The 18,153-nt window shown below is 67.9% G+C and carries 18 protein-coding genes; 12 read left to right on the top strand and 6 right to left on the bottom strand.

Annotated elements, in window-relative coordinates; all coding sequences use genetic code 11:
• Window positions 1-13 precede the first annotated feature (13 nt).
• Together R9B84_RS36625 and R9B84_RS36620 are read left to right on the top strand one after the other, a co-directional pair.
• Complete coding sequence (locus tag R9B84_RS36625) at window positions 14-700, top strand: c-type cytochrome (protein WP_423762203.1); 687 nt, start codon at window positions 14-16, stop codon at window positions 698-700.
• Window positions 697-1,650, top strand: a complete 954-nt coding sequence (locus R9B84_RS36620; RefSeq protein WP_423762202.1) for a c-type cytochrome — start codon at window positions 697-699, stop codon at window positions 1,648-1,650. The genes R9B84_RS36625 and R9B84_RS36620 overlap by 4 nt, the downstream gene beginning before the upstream one ends.
• Before the next feature lie 50 nt (window positions 1,651-1,700).
• Here the strand turns inward: R9B84_RS36620 and R9B84_RS36615 are convergent, their stop codons facing one another.
• The 3 genes from R9B84_RS36615 to R9B84_RS36605 form a co-directional block, all read right to left on the bottom strand.
• Entirely contained in the window at window positions 1,701-3,626 is a 1,926-nt protein-coding gene (locus tag R9B84_RS36615) for an SMP-30/gluconolaconase/LRE-like region family protein (RefSeq protein ID WP_423762201.1), read from the bottom strand.
• A gap of 466 nt (window positions 3,627-4,092) precedes the next feature.
• Complete coding sequence (locus R9B84_RS36610) at window positions 4,093-4,524, bottom strand: GFA family protein (protein ID WP_423762200.1); 432 nt, start codon at window positions 4,522-4,524, stop codon at window positions 4,093-4,095.
• A gap of 100 nt (window positions 4,525-4,624) precedes the next feature.
• The gene (locus tag R9B84_RS36605; RefSeq protein ID WP_423762199.1) at window positions 4,625-5,818 is read right to left on the bottom strand and encodes a porin; all 1,194 of its coding nucleotides are present in this window, start codon (window positions 5,816-5,818) and stop codon (window positions 4,625-4,627) included.
• A gap of 323 nt (window positions 5,819-6,141) precedes the next feature.
• Between R9B84_RS36605 and R9B84_RS36600 the strand changes: the two genes are divergently transcribed.
• The 4 genes from R9B84_RS36600 to R9B84_RS36585 all read left to right on the top strand — a co-directional run bounded on the left by R9B84_RS36600 (window position 6,142) and on the right by R9B84_RS36585 (window position 8,811).
• The gene (locus R9B84_RS36600; RefSeq protein WP_423762198.1) at window positions 6,142-6,774 is read left to right on the top strand and encodes a LysE family translocator; all 633 of its coding nucleotides are present in this window, start codon (window positions 6,142-6,144) and stop codon (window positions 6,772-6,774) included.
• 12 nt (window positions 6,775-6,786) lie between these two features.
• Window positions 6,787-7,323, top strand: coding sequence for a GNAT family N-acetyltransferase (locus R9B84_RS36595; protein WP_423762197.1), 537 nt, complete (start codon window positions 6,787-6,789; stop codon window positions 7,321-7,323).
• 89 nt (window positions 7,324-7,412) lie between these two features.
• Entirely contained in the window at window positions 7,413-8,147 is a 735-nt protein-coding gene (locus tag R9B84_RS36590) for a metallophosphoesterase family protein (RefSeq protein WP_423762196.1), read from the top strand.
• A 52-nt stretch (window positions 8,148-8,199) separates the two neighbouring features.
• Complete coding sequence (locus R9B84_RS36585; protein WP_423762195.1) at window positions 8,200-8,811, top strand: alpha/beta fold hydrolase; 612 nt, start codon at window positions 8,200-8,202, stop codon at window positions 8,809-8,811.
• Between the two features lie 66 nt (window positions 8,812-8,877).
• Here the strand turns inward: R9B84_RS36585 and R9B84_RS36580 are convergent, their stop codons facing one another.
• On the bottom strand, window positions 8,878-10,200 hold the full coding sequence (locus R9B84_RS36580) for an ATP-binding protein (protein WP_423762194.1): 1,323 nt from the start codon (window positions 10,198-10,200) through the stop codon (window positions 8,878-8,880).
• Window positions 10,197-10,937, bottom strand: coding sequence for a response regulator (locus R9B84_RS36575; RefSeq protein ID WP_423762193.1), 741 nt, complete (start codon window positions 10,935-10,937; stop codon window positions 10,197-10,199). Before R9B84_RS36575 ends, R9B84_RS36580 begins: the two co-directional genes overlap by 4 nt.
• A gap of 233 nt (window positions 10,938-11,170) precedes the next feature.
• Here R9B84_RS36575 and R9B84_RS36570 point away from each other — a divergent pair, with 233 nt between their 5' ends.
• The 4 genes from R9B84_RS36570 (at window position 11,171) to R9B84_RS36555 (ending at window position 13,422) form a co-directional block, all read left to right on the top strand.
• Window positions 11,171-11,743 (top strand): thioredoxin family protein, encoded by a 573-nt coding sequence (locus R9B84_RS36570; protein WP_423762192.1) that lies wholly within the window; start codon window positions 11,171-11,173, stop codon window positions 11,741-11,743.
• Between the two features lie 162 nt (window positions 11,744-11,905).
• Complete coding sequence (locus R9B84_RS36565; protein WP_423762191.1) at window positions 11,906-12,460, top strand: PAAR domain-containing protein; 555 nt, start codon at window positions 11,906-11,908, stop codon at window positions 12,458-12,460.
• Window positions 12,461-12,463: 3 nt separating this feature from the next.
• Window positions 12,464-13,084: a type VI secretion system amidase effector protein Tae4 gene (locus R9B84_RS36560; protein WP_321790747.1), complete on the top strand. Its 621-nt coding sequence runs from the start codon at window positions 12,464-12,466 to the stop codon at window positions 13,082-13,084.
• Entirely contained in the window at window positions 13,081-13,422 is a 342-nt protein-coding gene (locus tag R9B84_RS36555) for a hypothetical protein (protein WP_423762190.1), read from the top strand. The genes R9B84_RS36560 and R9B84_RS36555 overlap by 4 nt, the downstream gene beginning before the upstream one ends.
• A gap of 102 nt (window positions 13,423-13,524) precedes the next feature.
• Here the strand turns inward: R9B84_RS36555 and R9B84_RS36550 are convergent, their stop codons facing one another.
• Window positions 13,525-14,163, bottom strand: coding sequence for an FMN-binding negative transcriptional regulator (locus R9B84_RS36550; RefSeq protein WP_423762189.1), 639 nt, complete (start codon window positions 14,161-14,163; stop codon window positions 13,525-13,527).
• A 122-nt stretch (window positions 14,164-14,285) separates the two neighbouring features.
• On the opposite strand from R9B84_RS36550, the gene R9B84_RS36545 reads away from it, so the two are divergent.
• Both R9B84_RS36545 and R9B84_RS36540 read left to right on the top strand, forming a co-directional pair.
• Window positions 14,286-15,821, top strand: coding sequence for a PLP-dependent aminotransferase family protein (locus R9B84_RS36545; protein WP_423762188.1), 1,536 nt, complete (start codon window positions 14,286-14,288; stop codon window positions 15,819-15,821).
• A 97-nt stretch (window positions 15,822-15,918) separates the two neighbouring features.
• Window positions 15,919-18,150, top strand: a complete 2,232-nt coding sequence (locus tag R9B84_RS36540) for a penicillin-binding protein 1A (RefSeq protein WP_423762187.1) — start codon at window positions 15,919-15,921, stop codon at window positions 18,148-18,150.
• Window positions 18,151-18,153: the final 3 nt, after the last annotated feature.

Genomic DNA, 18,153 nt, shown 5'->3' with positions numbered 1-18,153 from the left:
AAGGAGGGGATACGTGAACGATACGGTCGACACACGGCGACGCCGGATCGCACCGCTGCTGCTTGCCGCGGCTGCGCTGCTGGCCGGCCACGCGCACGCGGACGACGCGACGCTCGGCAAGACGCTCGCGACACAGGGCTCGGCAGCGGGCGTCGCCGCGTGCATCGGCTGCCACGGCAGCCAGGGCGAAGGGAATGCGGCGGCCGGCTTCCCGCGCCTCGCGGGCACGAACGCCGCGTATCTGTCCGCGCAGCTTGCCGCGTTCGCGGACGGCAGCCGCCAGAATCCCGTCATGCAACCGCTCTCGACGCTGCTGACGCCGCACGAACGCGACGCGGTATCCGCGTACTTCGCGAGCCTGCCCGCGCCGGCCGGCGTCTTCACTCCCGACGCCACGTCGATCGATCCCGCGAACACCGGCGCGTGGCTCGCGACGCGCGGGCGCTGGTCGCAGGGCCTGCCCGCGTGCGCGCAATGCCACGGCCCCGGCGGCCTCGGCGTGGGCACCGCATTTCCGCCGCTCGCGGGCCAGCCGGCCGCGTATATCGCCGGCCAGCTGAACGGCTGGAAACACGGCACGCGCGCGCCCGGGCCGATGGCGCTGATGCCGATGGTCGCCGGCAAGCTGTCGGATGCCGACATCGACGCGGTGGCCGCCTACTATGCGCGCGGCGGCGCCGCACAAGGAGACAAGCGATGATCGACCGCACGACGCTGATCCGCCGCGCACGCGCCATGCTGCTCGGCGCGGCCTGGATGCCCGCGCTCGCGTTCGCGGCGGCGCCGCAGAACGCGCCTACCGCCGCTTCCGCACCCGTGGCCGCACCGGCGCCCACGCCGGCTGCAACCTCGACGGCGGCCAAGCTGTTCACGCCGCCCGCCGAATCCGCGATGCCCGCCGACGGCTTCGGCAAGACCGTGAAGCTCGGCGAGCAGATCTTCCTGCACACGCCCGAGTTCGCGGGCAAGTACGTCGGCAACAAGCTGACCTGCGCGAGTTGCCACCTCGACGCGGGCCGCCGGCCCGATTCGAGCCCGATGTGGGCCGCCTACCTGCTGTATCCGGCCTACCGCAGCAAGAACGGGCACGTGAACACGTTCGCCGAACGCCTGCAGGGCTGCTTCCAGTACAGCATGAACGGCAAGGCGCCGCCGGCCGGCGACCCGATCCTCGTCGCGCTCGAAACGTATTCGTACTGGCTCGCGAAGGGCGCGCCGGTCGGCACGAAGCTGCCGGGGCAAGGCTTCCTGAAACTGCCGCCGCCCGCGCAGAAGGCCGACTACGCGCGCGGCGCCGCCGTCTACACGCAGCACTGCGCGCTGTGCCACGGCGCGGACGGCCAGGGCCAGTCGAGCGGCGGCAAGCCGGCTTTCCCGGCGCTGTGGGGCGCGCGCTCGTTCAACTGGGGTGCGGGGATGGGCGACATCCGCAATGCGGCCGGCTTCATCAAGGCCAACATGCCGCTCGGGCTCGGCGGCACGCTGACCGATCAGGAAGCGTGGGACGTCGCGACCTTCATGGACAGCCACGAACGTCCGCAGGACCCGCGCTTCACGGGCTCCGTGCAGGACACGCGCGCGAAGTTCCACGATTCGCCCGACTCGATGTACGGGCTCACCGTGAACGGCCGCGTGCTCGGCGCGCCATGACGCCATGACGCCATGACGCCACGCCGCACCGGCCGGCCCGGCCGGCGCGGTCACGGACGCCAGCGATACACGACGATGCTCGTCCCGTTGTAGTTGTCCTTGGTGATCACGTACTCGCCGGTCGAGCGCAGGTAGGCACGCACGCCGTACATCGAGTCGACGTCGTTGCCGACGTCCATCGCCGACGCGTTCGAATTCGTCAGCGTGGTGACGAGCGCACCGGTGTTCAGGTCGAACACGTCGATGTTCGGCACCGTGTGCACGTAGCCGACGAACAGGTAGTGGCCGGCCGCCGCGATCGATTTCGGATTCGCGCTCGTCAGGTTGATCACCGGATTCGGCGCGCTCGTGTTGCCGTTCTTCCAGCCGTGATAGACCTCGATGTGCCCGTTCATCGCGGTCCAGTCCCAGTTGCCCGCGAGGCCCTGCGCGAGGACCATCGTGTCGCTGTCCGCCTGGTAGATGATGCGCGTGACCGGTGCCACGCTGCTCGGCACGGGCGTCGTCGTCGGCTTGCCCCATGACGGCTTGCCGGTCGCGTCGAAGCCCGTCATCGGGAAGCGGGAAATCACGTTCGATCCGTTCAGCCCGGCCCACACGTCGCCGTTGCCGTCGATGTCGAAACCGGCCGTCACCTGGAGCGTCGTGTTGAACGGCTTGCCCGGGAGCGAGCCGGCCGGAATCGCGATATAGCCGCTCGCCGTGTTGAAGTAATAGAAGTTGAAGTTGCCCGGGTTCTGGCCCGACGCGACGAGAATCCGGTTGCCGCCGACCATCACGAGCTGGCCGAAGTGCTGGCCGCGCTGGTAGTCTTTCATGTCGAGGCGCGGGTCCTTCGGATAGCTGAACGGGTCGACCGTGTTCGCGACGAACGTGCCGCCCGCCGAACCCGTGTACACGTTGTTGCCGCTGTAGAAGAACGCGCCGTCCGTCACCGGATCGGGCGCGGCGATCCCCTCGAAGTTCAGCGCCTGCAGCTTCCATTGCAGCGCGCCCGTCGGGCTGTACGAATGCAGGTCGGTACTGCCGTTGCGGCCGAGATCCCAGCCGCCGCCCCAGGCGTTGTTCAGCACGTACAGGTTGCCGGCCGAGTCCTTGCCGAGCGCGGCGACGCGCGTGAAGCGCTTGTCGCCGACCTGCCCCTTGATGCCCGTCGTCGTGTCGAGATAGCCGCCCTGCACGCCGAACGTGCCGACCTGCATCGGCAGGCCGAGGAGCCCGCTGTAGACCTTGATGTTCATGTCGGGCCCTTCGTCGCCCACCATCAGCTGGCCCATCGATGCATCGAAGTACAGCGACGCCGGCCGCGCGCCGGCCGCCATCTGGATCGTGTTCATCGCCGTGCCGGTCGCGCTGAACTGCGCGACGACGCCCGCGCTCTTGCGTGCGACCCACAGGTTGCCGGCGGCGTCGAGCGCCAGCGCGCCCGGCCCCGATACGCCGATGTCGCGCTGCCAGACGCCGTCCGTCGTATAAACGCGCACGCGGTTGCCGTAGAAGTCGCTCACGTACAGCAGGTTGCCGGCCGTCGCGAGGCCCGTGATCACGTCCGCGTACTGGATGCCCGTCCACGTGCTGACCGGGATGCGCAGGTCGCGCAGGTTCGTGCCGCGGTTGTAGCGGCCCACCGAGCCGCTGCCGAATGTGCGGTTGTAGCCGAGCGCGACGAACAGCGACGTCGAGTTGCCGGTGATCGCGCCGCCCTGGAATTCGTCGTGGATGCCGATCGTGCCGAGCGGCTGGCCGTTCTGGTAGATCGCGACGCCACCCGCGTTCTCGTCCCAGCGCGACGCCGTATAGATCACGCCCTCGGGCGCGACCCACATCGAGCGCGCGCCGTTGCCCACGTGCGCGGCCAGCGTGCCGAACGTGTTCGCGAGCCAGTCCGTCGTGTATTGCACCTGCGCGTGACCCGCCGGCGCCAGCATGGCCACGCACATTCCCAGCAATGCCGCGCGAATTTGTTTCATTGACATGAATAATGCTCCCAGACAATCGTTGGTCGACACTGTAAATCGCGACGCATGAATTATTGGTGATTCAGGCAAAAACGCATTCGCCGTCATCCCGAATTATTCACTCCATGTTTTTTTGCCGCCGGGTCTTTTTTCGTCAACGATGGTCAAACCCGCTCACCGCACCGCAACGGCTTGCCGGCAGCGTGGTTTCGGCGCTTTTCCCCGGCATTTTCTTCCGGGTCATCCAATGCAAATGCGTCATTTTTTCTGATATGCCCGCATTGCATTTTCATTCCCCGGAAATAGGCTCGATGATTACAAATCGAAATTAAAATGAAAGGGAAAAAATATTATCCGGCGCAATCGGCGTTTCGCGATTCGGCGTATCGGGCATGCCGCGAACGCGGCGGGCGGAAGGATGGGGGAAGAAGGATGCGGCGGAACACACCGCGCGCCGGCCGTGCCGGCACGCGGTCGCGATCGTTCAGTTTGCGTTGTCGAGCGTCGGGCCGTCCCAGCCGTCGACGTATTTCGGCAGCGCGTCGACGACGTCGATCACGCGGTGCCGGTAGAACAGGTGCATCGTCGGCTGCAGATGGTCGGGCAGTTGCCCGCCGTGCGCACGCGCGGTCAGGCTGTTCGGCACGACGCGCATGCCGAACCGGTTCGTCCCGGACACGATCTCGCCGCACGACGCGCACCATGTGCGCGACATCGACTTCGACGGATGCGGGAACGTCGCGCTGCCGCCGTCGATCGCAACCTGCTCCGGCGGCCACGCGGTCGCGGACAGCATCGACGTGCCGTAGAAATCGCGGCAGGTCGCGCAATGGCAGTACGCGCGCGCCGCCGGCTCGCCGCGCAGCGTAACGGTGACGGCACCGCACAGGCAGCGCGCGGAATACGTTCGGGTCATGTCGTCTTCTCGAAGAACGGAGGCGACAGTATAGGAGCACGCGTGCAACGTCACCCGCACCGGCTGCGGATAACGTTGCGACCGCAACGACTGCCGCGCGTCAGAACCTCTGGCGCAGCCCGAGGCTGACGATCGCCTGCGACCGCGAGTCGGACGAGTGGCCGTTCGCCTTGTCGGACACCGACGCGGTCGCGGCCACCGGCCGGCCGAGCGCATCGAGCGTCATGCCCGATGCATGCTGGTACGCGCCGAGCAGGTACACGCTGGTGCGCTTCGACAGGTCGTAGACGGCGCCGAGCGTCACGTTGTGATACTGCGCGCGGTCGTCGACGCCATCGACATCGCTGCCGCGCGTGTAGCTATAACCCGCGAACAGTTGCGTCTGCGGCCGCACGTTCCAGCGCGTGAACACGCCCGCGACGTTGAATGTCGCGTGGCCGGCAAACCGCGAACGGTCGCCGCCGCGGTACTGCACGTTGCTGTAGTTCACGCCGACGACGGCCGGGCCGAAGTCGACCGTCGCGCCCGTCGCAATGACCTGCTGCGACTGCGCGCTCGCATAGCCTTCGTTGATCGACGAGTTGAACAGGCCGTCGTCGGTGCTCTGCCACTTGCCCGCTGTCGGGTCGGTCACGCCCGTCTTGCTGTTGTCCGAGCGCTCGTAGCCGACACCGACCCGCAGCGGGCCCGCCGCGTACGCCGCGCCGACGCTCCACGTGTTGCGCTGCTTCATGCTGCCCGGCTGGCCGCCGAAGCCGTACAGCGCGCCGAACGTGAAGCCCGCGTAGTTCGCGCTCGTGTACTTGATCGAGCTGTCGACGCGCGCGGTCTGGTCGAGATCGTCGATGTCGCCCGGGTGCGCGCCGAACCCGCCGATGAACGACGACGGGCCGACCGGGCTCACGAAGTCGTCGAGCGACGTGTACTGGCGGCCGAGCGTGACCGAGCCGTAGCGGTCGCTGCCGATGCCGACGAATGCCTGCCGGCCGAACTGGCGGCCGCCCTGGCCCGATGTGCCGTTCGCGATGTCGAAGCCGTTCTCGAGGACGAACAGCGCGCGCATCCCGCCGCCGAGATCCTCGGAACCCTTGATGCCCCAGCGGCTGCCGGACAGGTTGCCGGTCGTGAGCCCGACGCTCGAATGCCCGGTGTACGCGCCGGCCGAGCCGACCCGTTCGTTGCTGCGATAGGTCACGCCCGCATCGACGATGCCGTACAGCGTGACGGAGCTTTGCGCGAAGGCGCCGCCCGCGAGCGTGAGCAGCAGCGGTGCTGCGATCAGTTGCTTGTTCATGGTGTTGCGTCTCCGGGCGGTGAACCCGTTGTTCTGTGCGAGTAGCGCGTGCGGCGGCGAGCTCCGCCGGCCGTGCGCGGTCGTGGCGTCCGCACGCGGGAACGCGCGCATGCGACGGGCGCGCGCGGCGTCGCGGCGGGCAGGCCCGCTGCGGCCGCCATGGTAGATGGAACCGGTCCCAGACTAAAGCGCAATGATGAAAACAGTTTCTTGCCAAAATCGAGATAGTCGAAAGCGGGACTGGCCGCACGGCTGACATGCCTGTACAGCGCGGGCGCACGCACCCGATAATCGAACGCGCGCCTTCCCTCGGGAGTTCCTTCATGCATGAAACGACCCTGCTCATCTTCGCCGCCGTCGCGTTCGTCGGCATCGCGACGCCCGGCCCGACCGTGCTGCTCGCGCTGACCAACGGCTCGCGCTACGGCGTGCGCCGCTCCGCGTACGGCTTCGCGGGCGCGATGCTGTCCGACTTCGTGCTGATCGTCGCGGTCGCGCTCGGCCTCGGCGCGCTGCTGATGGCGTCGGCGTTCTGGTTCTCGGTGGTGAAGTGGCTCGGCGCCGCGTACCTCGCGTATGTCGGCATCCGGCTGCTGACGTCGAAGGGGTCGCTCGACGTCGCCGCCGCGCACGCCAGCGCGGCGCCCGAGCGCAACGCGTCGATCTTCGCGAAAAGCTTCCTGACCGCGGTGACGAACCCGAAGGGCTATCTGTTCTTCTCCGCGTTCCTGCCGCAGTTCCTCGATCCGTCCGCGCCGCTCGCACCGCAATACGTCGCGCTCGCGGTCACGTTCGCGCTGCTCGACGGCGTGGTGATGTTCGGCTACGCGCTGCTCGGCGCACGCGCGGTGCGGCTGCTGAAACGCTCGGGCGCGCTGTGGCTCGAACGCACGTGCGGCGCGATGCTGCTCGCGCTCGCCGGTTCGCTGGCGCTGTACCGGCGTCATGCCGCGTAGGGGCGGGTTCCGATGAGAGTCGATGCGCCGCCCCGCTCCGGCTTTCCGGGCCTGTCGCTCAGGCAGCTCGAACGCGCGGATCTCGGCGCGTGGTACGCGTACCTGTCGAACCCCGACGTCGTTCGCCACACGAGCTGGAACCTGCGCTCGCGCGACGATCTGCTGCCGCTGTTCGACAACATCGAATCGGCCGCCCCCGATTCGATCCGGCGTCTTTCGATCGTCGATACCGCATCGGGCGCGCTCGCCGGGACGATCGGGCTGCATACGGTGTCCACCGCGAACCGCTCGGCGGAAATCGCGTACGATCTCGCGCCGTCGCACTGGGGGCACGGAATCGCGAGCGCGCTGTGCGAAGCCGTCACCGCGTGGGCATTCGCCGACGGCGGCTTCATGCGCATCCAGGGCGTCGTGCTGACCAGCAACGCGGGCTCCGCGCGGGTGCTGCAGAAGTGCGGCTACCGCTACGAAGGGTTGTTGCGCGCGTACCGGATGGTGCGCGGCACGCCGGGCGATTTCGCGATGTACGCGCGGCTCGCCACCGACTGACGCACCGCTCGCGGCGCTACCCGCGAGCGCGATTGGACGGCCTGCGCCGAATTGGCGACAATCGCCGTTCCCTGCCTCGACGACCCGCCATGAAAATCGCCGCGCTCTCCGACATCCACGGCAACCTCGCCGCGCTCGACGCGGTGCTCGACGACGTCCGCCGCCGCGGCGCCGACGTGATCGTCAATCTCGGCGACATCGTGTCGGGCGCGCTCCATCCGGCCGAAACGGCCGACCGCCTGATCGCGCTCGACCTGCCGACCGTCAGGGGCAATCACGAACGGCAGCTGCTCGCCGGCGATCGCGAGTCGATGCGGCTGTCGGATCGCTGGGCGCACGACACGCTGCGCGCCGATCATCTCGACTGGATCGCCGCGCTGCCCGAACGCGCAACGCTGGACGACGACGTGCTGATGGTGCACGGCACGCCGGCCAGCGACCTCGTCTATTTCCTCGAAACGGTCACGCCCGACGGCTGCCGCGCGGCCACGCCCGACGAGATCGCGCAGCGCGCGGGCGACGCGCCGGCGTCGCTGATCCTGTGCGGCCATACGCACGTGCCGCGCACCGCGAAGCTCGCCGACGGCCGGCTGATCGTCAACCCGGGCAGCGTCGGGCTGCAGGCATACACCGACGACCTGCCGCATCCGCACCGGATCGAAACCGGCTCGCCGCATGCGCGCTACGCGATGGTGTCGCGCACGGCGGCCGGCTGGAACGTCGAATTCCACGCGGTCGAATACGACTGGCACACGGCCGCCGCCACCGCGGCATCGCGCGGGCGCGACGACTGGACCGTCGCGCTGCGCACCGGCCGGTGCTGACGCGCCCGCGCCGCCCCGTCACCTGCTTCGTTCATCGGAAAACCGATTCGCCATGCCCGCTCCGTCGCAACTGCTCTTCCTGCCCGGCGCATCGGGCAGCACCGCCTTCTGGCAACCGCTGGCCAACCTGCTGACGCATCCGGCCGAGCGGCGGATCGTCGGTTATCCGGGCTTCGGCGATACGCCACGCGATCCGTCCGTCGACGATTTCGACGGCCTCGTGCGTCATGTGCTTGAAACGATCGACCGGCCGACCGCCGTGATCGCGCAATCGATGGGGGGCGTGATCGCGATGCGCGCGGCGCTCGACCAACCCGAACTCGTCACGCACCTGGTACTGACCGTCACGTCCGGCGGCCTCGACATGGAAGGGCTCGGCGCGCAGGACTGGCGTGCCGGCTTCGCCGAAGCGAACCCGCAATTGCCCGACTGGTTCATGACGTTCCGCGCCGACCTGTCGCAACAGATCGGCCGCATTGCGCCGCCGACGCTGCTGCTGTGGGGCGACGACGATCCGATCAGCCCCGTCGCGGCCGGCCGGCGCCTGCTCGAACGGTTGCCCGATGCGCAGTTGCACGTCGTGCCGGGCGGCCGGCACGATCTCGCGGCCGTGCATGCGCAGACGCTCGCGCCGCTCGTCGACGCGCATCTGCAACGCGTGTGACCTCGCGCCCTTCAGCCGCAACCCAAACCGGAACCTGAAGACGCGACGCTCGCGCGCCGCGCCGCATCACCCCGCATTCCTGAGCGTCAGCGTCGCCTCCAGCCCGCCGCCGTCCGGCCGGTTGTTCAGCGTGAGCGTGCCGCCCATCGCGAGCGCGAGTTGCCGTGCGATCGCAAGGCCGAGCCCCGTGCCGCCCGTCTCGCGGTTGCGCGACGTCTCCACGCGCCGGAACGGTTCGAACACCGCATCGAGCTGATCGTCCGGAATGCCGGGCCCGCGGTCGAGCACGGCGATGACCGCGCCGCCGTCCGGCGCGGCGTGCACGTCGATCTCGGCCGCGCCCGCAAACTTCAGCGCGTTGTCGACGAGGTTGCCGACGATGCGGCGCAGCGCCTTCGGCCGCGTGACGAGCGCCAGCGGCGCGCGGCTGTGCAGCGCCACGTCCTGCCCCGCATCCGTGTAGTCGCACACGATGCTGTCGAGCAGCGCATCGAGATCGATGCGGCGCGCGGCTTCCTCGGTGCCGTGCAGCGTCCGCGCATACGCGACGCCCTCCTTCACCAAGTGCTCCATCTCAATCAGGTCCTGGCGCATCTTCGCGCCCTGCGCGTCGTCGTCCATCACGTCGACGCGCAACCGCATCCGCGTGATCGGCGTCTGCAGGTCGTGCGAGATCGATGCGAGGATCTGCATGCGTTCCGCCATGTACTGCGCGATACGGTCCTGCATCGCGTTGAACGCACGCGCGGCGCGCGCAACCTCGGACGGCCCGCCCTCGTTCAGGCGCTCGCCCTTCAGGTCGGGGCCGAGCGCGTCGGCGGCCTGCGCGAGCTGCTTGAGCGGGCGCGTCGCGAGCCGCACCGCGAGCCAGCAGCACGCGGCCAGCACCGCGAGCTGCAGCACGAGCACGACCGGCAGCCAGCCCGACAGCGGCACCGTCGACATCGGCTGGATGTCGATCGTCAGCGGCGACCCGTCGGTCAGCCGCAGATGCACCTGCAGATGCTCTCGGTCGCCGGGGATCGCGTTCGCGGTCAGCGGATAGTCGCCGCCGATGCCGTCGGAAATCGACCGCTCGACGCGCGCCGACAGCCGCGCTTCCGGCGGCGTGCCGGTCTCGCCGGGCCCGAGGATGAACGCATAGCTGCGCCGCGCGAGGCGCGGCAGCCACGCGGCGCGTTCGGCCGGCGGCAGGTGGTCGAGCAGCGCGACCGAGCTCGCGACCTCGCGCTCGATGTAGCCCATCATCAGGTTGGTGGTCGCCTGGTCGCGCTCGGTCACCGTGAGCCAGAACGACAGCGTCTGCGCGAGCGCGAGGCCCACGCACAGGATCAGCGCGAGCCGCGCGAACAGCGAGCGCGGCCAGTGCCACAGCGTGCGCGCGCTCATGACGTACCGTCGACGGCGGTCACGGCCGACGAGAACACGTAGCCCTCGTTGCGCAGTGTCTTGATGTAGCGCGGTTCGCGCGCACCGTCGCGCAGCCGCTGGCGCAGCCGGCTCACGAGCAGGTCGATCGACCGGTCGAACGGGTCGGACTGCCGCCCCTGCGTGAGGTTGAGCAACTGGTCGCGTGTCAGCACGCGCTGCGGATGGTCGAGGAACACGCGCAGCAGCCGGTATTCGGCGCCGCTCAGCGCGACCAGCGTGCCTTCGGTGTCGAGCAGGTGGCGCCCCGTCGTGTCGAGACGCCATTCGCCGAATGCGAGCATCTCGGCCGTTTCCGTCACCTGCATGCCGGGCGGCAGCATGCGCGCGCGGCGCAGCACCGAGCGAATCCGCGCGAGCAGCTCGCGCACCGCGAACGGCTTGGCCAGGTAGTCGTCGGCGCCCATCTCGAGACCGATGATGCGGTCGGTTTCCTCGCCGCGCGCAGTCAGCATCAGCACGGGCACCGTGCGGAACCTGCCGGCGCGCAGGTCGCGACACAGCGTGAGGCCGTCCTCGCCCGGCAGCATCAGGTCGAGCACGATCAGGTCGGGCGCGCCGTCGTCCAGCGCGTTGCGCATCTCGCGGCCGTTCGCGGCCAGCGACACGCGCATGCCGTTCTTCTCCAGGTAGTCCGCGATCAGTTCGCGGATCGCGCGATCGTCGTCGACGATCAGCACGTGGTCGGTCTTGTCCATAAGTCGGTGTCGCTGTCGGTGTCGGGTCGTTCGGGCTGGCGATGTCCGCTGTTATACCGCACGGCGGGCGCGCGTTTGTATCCCAATGTATCGCGCCGCCGCGACGACACACAACATTGCACACGCGCGGCTTGCCGGACATATCCCGGATACGTCGGCGCAGCTTAATGGGGCCTGTCGAAACACGTCCGGCCGCCGCGCCCGAGCGGCGGCCTCCCGATCAGGAGAACGCCATGCTGCCCCGACTCAAGACCGCCGCCCTTGTCATCGCCCTCGCCGCCACGGCCGGGCTCGCCGCCTTCGCCGGCACCCGCGACGACGCGGGCATGGCGACCTCGCTGGCCGGCACGCCGGCGCCCGACTTCACCGGCATCGACCGCTGGCACAACAGCGCGCCGCTCAAGCTCGACCAGTTGCACGGCAAGGTCGTGCTGGTCGATTTCTGGACGTACTCGTGCATCAACTGCATTCATACGATTCCGTACGTGAACGACTGGTACCGGAAGTATCGCGACCAGGGGCTCGTCGTGGTCGGCGTGCATACGCCCGAATATCCGTTCGAGCGCGACGCGGGGAACGTCGCCGATGCGATCAAGCGCTTCGGGATCCAGTATCCGGTCGCGCAGGACAACCGCTACGACACGTGGCGCGCGTACGGCAACCAGTACTGGCCCGCGCTGTACCTGATCGATGCGAAAGGAAAGATTGTCTATACGCGCTATGGCGAAGGCGGGTACGACAAGACCGAGGCGGCGATTCGCGGTGCGCTCGCACAGGCGGGGACAGGGGTGGAACGGACGCAGTAAAGGGCACCAGTGGCCGACGGAAACCGATTCGGCGATCGCAGCATGCTGTTTTGTCCGCAACAGTTGATGGCTGAAACGTTCCATCTCAAGCCATCCTATCAATATCAAGATACGTGATAGCGCCGCGCAGCTACGATTACTGCTTTCCGAGAGGGCCGAACAATGAATAGAAGAATTGCAGTTGTTGGCGATAGTCTTTCAAGCGGCGGGACAATTAGCCCATACGGCGGCCCGCGATTCCTCGTGCACGGCCATCAAGCCGCCCTGATTGGGGGTAGTGCATTCTGCAACGCGTGCCAAAGCATCGGCACCATCGCAAAAGCTGGCGGCCCATATCGACTCAAGTTCCGGGGAGAAATCGCGCTAGACGACGATGTCGTCCTGTGTGGCTGCTCGACTCCACCTCGCATCGTTGCATTACTTGCCGGTGACGCGTGGTGCAGTGACGGGCTAAAGGGCCTCGGTGAAGTCGTTTCGAGCCGCACGACGACGGGAGGGGTCGCATCGATCAGGAAAGGCGCATTCGATGAGCGGGTGAGAGCAACCAAGGAGGCAACCGAAGGGTTGCCCTACTACATCGAAACCGCTGACGGTCGCGTGCATTTCGGGCGGCTTGATGCACGCGGCACCCTACCTCGCATCCATACCGGCGACGAGGCAAACGATTACACCGTTTACTGGGGCGACGATGCGCTTGCTAAGCAACACGGAGAATAATTCATGCCGCACACCGAACCCACTAAAGTCCGCTCTACCAACGCGAAGGACTCGGAGAAAGAGGTGCCGTTAGCGGGCGTCACTTTCAAAGAGCTATGGGATAACTTCCCGTCCGGCAATCCGTACGACAACCCCGCGTATACGAATCAATGCGCCATTCGCCTCAGTGTCACCCTGCATCGCGTTGGCGTCGGGATGAAGTCGTTCAACGCAAGGAACGTGAAGCCAATGTTGGGCGCAAGTAGTATCGGTCGCATTTTGCTTGACGGAAAACCCACTGCAACACGCGCAGATGAGCTAGGCGCATGGTTGCAGCTACAGCCGTTCGCCGGGCTCCCAAAAGCCGAAAACATCACGGGAGAAGATTGGGAGTCGAAGGTCAAAGGCCGCACCGGTATCATCCAGTTCTCGAGGTACTGGACACGCAGTGGCGAATCGACCGCAAACGCGAGCGGAGGTCACATCGATTTGTGGAATGGGTCGCGACTGACCGTCAGCAGCATGCCCGGTGTTGTAGCAACGTTTGGCCGAGCTTTTGGCATGCACGCATTCCTCCCCGAAACGGATTTCGGTTGGTCAGACCTCCGCAACTCCAAACAGATACTCTTTTGGGAAATTAAATGATGCGGCGCTTCTTCGCTGTAGTCGCTTTCGCCATCGCGGGCTTTATCAGCGTCGTTGTATGGGCAGCGATAGATACGCGCATATGCACAAAATTTGCCTCATTCTGCGCGCCACGCCCCGGTGAATGCGGTGGCGGCGTTGATGCCTGCGCCCCCACCCTTCATTCAACTCTCTCTCTATTCATCTATGTGTTCGGACCACCGGTTATCTTTGCGGCATTGGGCTTCATCCTGTTTGCTCGCCGCCGCTGCCCGCAAGTTATCGCTGGATACATCACAATCGCGGTCGCAGCACACTGGCTGTTGACGTTCCTGAGCGTGCGCATTCTGCGGATCTAACGCGAAATATAGCGAACGGCTTTCGTTGTTCCGGGTTTCGTATGGGGCTCGTGCGCCGCCGAGACCTTGTTGGCGATCCTGCTTCACTTTACGGCCACAGAGCTATTTAACCTTGCGCTCGATTTCCATCAGCATCGCTTCCCCGATCGCAAGCTTCCCGTCCGCGATCAGCGCGTCACCGGCACCGCGAATATCCTCGACCGCCTTGTTCTGCCCGAGCTTGCGCTTGCCGACGAGCCGCGTGATCTCGATCTGCAGCCCGACGATCGACTGCAGCATCGTGTCGAGATAATCGGCCGGCGCGTCGCCCATCTTCCACGGCACCGGCTGCGACGCTTCGTGCGTGCGCGTCAGCCGGGCGACCACGCCGCGCACGAACTTCTCGTCGTCGCGCACCGTGACGCGGCCGTGCGCATGCACGACCACGTAGTTCCAGGTCGGCACCTGCCGGTGCGCGACGTGCTTGCTCGGGTACCAGTTCGGCGAGATGTACGCGTCGCCGGCGCGGAAGATCACGAGCACCTCGTCGCCGTTCGCGACGTCCTGCCAGAGCGAATTCGCGCGCGCAACGTGCGCATGCAGCTCGCCGAGCCCGCCATCGCCCGGCAGCAGCTCGAACGGGATGTGGTTCGCGTCGAGCCCGTTCTTTCCATGCGTGATCAGGCTGCCGAACGGATGCTGCACGATCAGTTCGCGCAGCGCGTCGGGGTCGGGCTCGTTGAAATCGGCGGGGACGTACATGTCGGCTCCACGGTCGTGCAGGGGTTGAATTGGCTGGGCACTGGCCCGTCATGCGCCGATTGTGACCTCAAACTGGTTTATGCTGTAGAGCCGGTTTGGAACAATTTCAGCAGACCAGAATCATGGCAAGAACGGCCCGGATCGTCGAAATCCCGTCGCTCGGCGCGCTCGACCGCGCGGCCGGCGACCTGAGCCGCCAGCTCGCGCAGGCGCTGCGCGACGCGGTGCGTCGCGGCGACGTCCGTCCGGGCGATACGCTGCCGTCCACGCGGCTGCTGGCGGCCGCGCTGCAGGTCGCGCGCGGCACCGTCGTCGACGCGTATGCGCAGCTTGTCGCCGAAGGCTTCCTCGAATCGCGCGGCGGCGCGGGCACGCGGGTCGCGCACGCACTCGCCGAACCGCCGCCCGTCGACGAACCCGAATCACCCGCCCAACGCGGGCGCCCGACGCTCGCCGGGCTGCCCGAACCGGCCGCCACATTCGCGCGGATCGCCCGCGAATTCCTCCCGCTGCCGGCCATGCCGTTCGCGATCTCGGTGCCGGTCGGCCTCACCGCGCCCGACGACATCTGGCGCCGGCTCGGCAACCGCCTGCGCGCGCGCGGCGCCGGCGCGCCATCCGGCTATGCCGATCCGCAAGGCGCGCTGCCGCTGCGCGAGGCGATCGCCGACTACGTGCGCCGGTCGCGCTCGGTGCGATGCCATGCCGGCCAGGTCGTGATCACGAGCGGCACGCAGCAAGGGCTGCATCTTGCGAGCCAGGTGTTGCTCGGCGCGAACGATCAGGCATGGGTCGAGAATCCGGCCTACCGCGGCATCACCGCGCTGCTCGAAAGCACCGGGCGACGCGATGCGATGGTCCGCGTGCCGGTCGATGCCGACGGCATCGACGTCGACGCGGGCATCCGCCTGGCGCCGCATGCGCGTGCCGCATTCGTCACGCCGTCGCACCAGTACCCGCTCGGCATGCCGCTGAGCATGGCGCGGCGCAACGCGCTGCTGGCATGGGCACGCGCACAGCGCGCGTGGGTGGTCGAGGACGACTACGACAGCGAACTGCGCTACGAAGGCTATCCGTTCCCGTCGCTGCAGGGGCTCGACCCCGATCGCGTGATCTATCTCGGCACGTTCAGCAAGATCCTGTTTCCGTCGCTGCGGCTCGGCTACGTGATCGCACCCGACGATCTCGTGCCCGCGTTCTGCGGCGCGCGCGTGCTGATGGATCGCCACGCACCGACCGCCGACCAGCACGTGCTGGCCGCGTTCATCGCGGAAGGCCATCTCGACCGCCACATCCGCCGCGTGCGCGGCGTGTATGCGGAGCAGCGCGCGCTGCTGATCGACACGCTCGGCGCGCGGCTGCCGCGCGAGCGCGCATGGGTGCAGCCGGGCGACCAGGGGATGCACGTCGTGCTGTGGCTCGCCAAAGGGATCGACGATCTCGACGTGGTCGCGCGCGCGGCGCAGGCCGGCGTCGCGGTGCGCGCGGTGTCGCCGATGTTCGCGCCGGGCACCGCCCGCCCGGGGCTCGTGCTCGGCTTCGGCGGGTTCGACCGCGCGCAGATGGAGGCGGCCGCGCAGCGGCTCGCGGACGTGGTTTCGTCTGCAGAATCGCGGCCGGTCGCGCCGCAAAAGGTTGTCCGCAGGCAACAAACGTAATCGTCTGTAACTCCTGCAAGCAAAAGGCCGTTTCGGCCACCGGCACGCGTGCGCCGTTTGCTAGGATCGCGCCTCTTCCGTCCACGCCCCTGCCGCCGTGAATCGCTTCGTGCCGTTTCTTCGAGACGCGTGGCTCCGTTGCCGCGCCCGTGTCGCCCCGCTCGCCGCCGCCTGCCGTGCGCGCACCCGCGCGCTGTGCGCCGGCGCACTGCATCGCCTGCGTCATCCGACGCGCCGCGGCGTGGCGCTGACGCTCGCCGCGATACCGGTGCTGGGCCTGCTGGTCCTGCTTGCGTTCGTTCCGTTCACGCCGAGCATCGGCGACATCCGCAAGGCACGCATCGACCGCCCCGCGCGCGTGCTGTCGGCCGACGGCGAGCTGATCGCCGAGTTCCGGCCCGTCAACCGCGAATGGGTGCCGCTCAAGCAGATCTCGCCGCACATGGTCGACGCGCTGATCGCGACCGAGGACCACCGCTTCTACTCGCATCACGGCATCGACTGGCGCCGCACGATCGCGGCCGGGCTGCACACGTTCTCGGGCGCGCGCCAGGGCGGCTCGACGATCACGCAGCAGCTCGCGCGCAACCTGTACCCGGACGAAGTCGGCCGTTCGCTGACGCTCACGCGCAAGGTGAAGGAGCTGATCACCGCCTTCAAGATCGAGACGGTGTACAGCAAGGACGAGATCCTCGAAACCTACCTGAATACCGTGCCGTTCCTGTACAACGCGTACGGCGTCGAGATGGCCGCGCGCACCTACTTCGGCAAATCGGCGGACCAGCTCGACATCGCCGAAAGCGCGACGCTCGTCGGGATGCTGAAGGGCAACAGCTACTACAACCCGGTGCTGAATCCCGAACGCGCGGTGCAGCGGCGCAACATCGTGCTCGACCGGATGGCGACGATGGGCATGCTGTCGCCGCGGCAGCTCGCACACTTGCAGCGCCAGCCGCTGCGCGTCGACTTCGAACCGCAGACGGCGCAGCCCGGCCTCGCGCCGCACTTCGCGGTGCAGCTTCGCAAGTGGCTGATCGCGTGGGCCGACCGCAACAACTACGACCTCTACTCGGACGGCCTCGTCGTGCGCACGACGCTCGATGCGCGGCTGCAGGACATCGCGACGCAGGCGCTGACGCAGCAGACCGAGCGGCTGCAGGCGATCGCCGACAGCGCATGGCACGGCCCGTCCGGCTGCGGGCTGCGCAACGACCTGTTTCGCGGCTTCGTCCGCCAGACGCCCGACTATCGCAGTGCTCGCGACACGGGGCTCGCCGATGCGGCGGCACTGAAGCAGCTCGGCGCGAATCGCGAATTCATGCGCGCGCTGTGCGAGCGCAAGACGCAGGTGCAGGCCGGCTTCGTCGCGATCGATCCGCGCAACGGCGCGATCCGTGCATGGGTCGGCAGCCCCGATTTCGGCAGCGAGCCGTTCGATCACGTCGTACAGGCGCGACGCCAGCCGGGCTCGACGTTCAAGCCGTTCGTCTATGGCGCCGCGTTCGCGGACGGCATGCGGCCGGGCGATACGTTCATCGACCGCCCGGTCGCGATCCCGATCGACGGCCGCGCGGTCTGGCGCCCGACCGATGAGGAGCCGCCGACGGGCGAGCCGATGACGCTGCGCGACGCGCTCGCGCTGTCGCGCAATCGCATCACCGCGCAGGTGATGCAGCATGAAGGTGCCGCGAAGGTCGCGCAGCTCGCGCGCGCGATGGGCGTGCGCGACAGTCCGCTCGACGCGGTGCCGTCGCTCGCGCTCGGCACGAGCCCCGTCACGTTGAAGGAGATGGTGTCCGCGTACGGCACGATCGCGAACCGCGGCGTGTACGTCGCACCGCAGATGATCACGCGCATCGAGGATCGCGACGGCAAGGTGCTCGCCGCATTCGGCAGCGCGCCGCCCGAACGTGCGTTGCCGGCGCCTGCCGCGCAGACGCTCGTCGACGTGATGCGCGATGTCGTCGATTACGGCACCGGCGCGGACATCCGCTTGCGCTACGGGATTCGCGTCGACGTCGCCGGCAAAACGGGCACGACGCAGGACAACGCGGACGGCTGGTTCATCCTGATGCATCCGCAACTGGTGGCCGGCGCATGGGTCGGCTTCGACGACGGCAGCGTGACGCTTCGCAGCGATTACTGGGGGCAGGGCGCGCACAGCGCGCTGCCGATCGTCGGCGGTTTCTACGATGCGGCGCTGCGTGTGCGCGCGATCGACCCGCGCGCGCAGTTCTCGCCCGACTTCCGGCCGCGCAGCGCGCCGGCGCCGACGCCGAGACGCCGCCCGCATCCCGGCCTGTTCGACTGGCTGAAGTTTTTCCGCTGAGCG

Source organism: Burkholderia sp. NLJ2 (genome assembly GCF_049487195.1).
Classification (GTDB): Bacteria; Pseudomonadota; Gammaproteobacteria; order Burkholderiales; family Burkholderiaceae; genus Burkholderia; species Burkholderia pyrrocinia.
The sequence above is the reverse complement of the archived record's forward strand: the minus strand, read 5'-3'. Positions and strand labels throughout refer to the sequence as shown.